The 1,284-nt window shown below is 62.6% G+C and carries 1 protein-coding gene; it reads left to right on the top strand.

Annotated elements, in window-relative coordinates; genetic code table 11:
* Positions 1-128: 128 nt before the first annotated feature.
* On the top strand, positions 129-1,284 hold a 1,156-nt coding region (locus NC796_RS26545; RefSeq protein ID WP_310688910.1), incomplete at its 3' end, for an IS481 family transposase.

The following is a 1,284-nucleotide window of genomic DNA, read 5'->3' as shown; positions in this document are numbered from 1 at the left end:
ATGTCCAGACCGGGGACATCCTTTACAGGTGTTCGGAGACATCCTTTACACTTTGCAGGGCGCTTATATTTTGTATGATGACCTCCAAAAAGGAGGCTGTTTTGCCCTGGGAAAACCAGCAAACAAAAATGGAACGTAAAGCTGAATTTGTACAACTTGCCGACCAACCCCATGCCAACATGAGCCAGCTTTGCCGGCGGTTTGGCATCAGCCGGCCGACTGGCTACAAGTGGCTGCGCCGCTGGCGGGCCGAGGGCCGCGAGGGGCTGGCCGAACGCTCGCGTCGGCCCCACAATAGCCCGGAACAGACCAGCCAGCAGGTTGAGGAGTTGGTGGTTGCCGCCCGCCAGAAGGACCCTGGCTGGGGCGGGCGCAAGCTGCATCATCACCTGAAGGCCAAGGCCGAATCCGGAGCGATATCGGTCGGCCCCGGCCAGATTCCGGCGGCCTCTACGATCACTGCCATCCTGGATCGCCACGGGCTGCTGGCCGACCCGGAGGACCCCTCGCGCCAAGGATCCTGGAACCGCTTTGAGCGGGAGGCTCCCAACGATCTGTGGCAGCTGGATTTTAAGGGAGAATTTCGTCTGACCGACGACCAGTACTGCTATCCGCTGACGCTGATCGACGATCATTCGCGGTTCAGCCTGGCGGTGGCCGGCTGCCCGAACCAGCAGCGAAGCACGGTCCAAGACCGCCTGCGGGCGGTATTCGACCGCTATGGGCTGCCCGAGGCGATCCTCTGTGATAACGGCCCGCCGTGGGGCGCCGGGCTTGGCTGGGCCCGCTGGGGCCCGTACTACACCGGCCTGGCCGTCTGGCTGATGCGACTGGGAATCACCGTGACCTACAGCCGCCCCAACCATCCGCAGGGCAAAGGCAAAAACGAGCGCTTCAACGGCAGCCTGCAGGACGAGGTGCTCGACCACGAGCAATTTGACACCCATAGCGAGGCCGACGACCGGCTGGCCGACTGGCGGGACCGCTATAACACGGTCCGCCCCCACCAGGCCCTGCAGATGGCCACCCCGGCCAGCCGCTACCAGCCCAGCGGGCGGGCATTGCCCGGACAGCTGCCAGCGGTTGAATATAGCCGCGGGGCGACCACCCGTAAAGTCACCACCAATGGGGCCATCAGCTTCCGGGGACAGCGCTTCACGGTCGGGCGCGCCTTCAGCGGCTATCGCCTCGCGCTCCGAGCTAGCTCGGAGTCCGAGGACAGGTATGACGTCTATTTTTGCCATCAACAAATTCGAACAATTACTGTAAATCAACATGCTAATT

It is taken from the genome of Aliifodinibius sp. S!AR15-10 (assembly GCF_031569985.1).
Lineage (GTDB): Bacteria > Bacteroidota > Rhodothermia > Balneolales > Balneolaceae > JAMQKA01.
The sequence above is the reverse complement of the archived record's forward strand: the minus strand, read 5'-3'. Positions and strand labels throughout refer to the sequence as shown.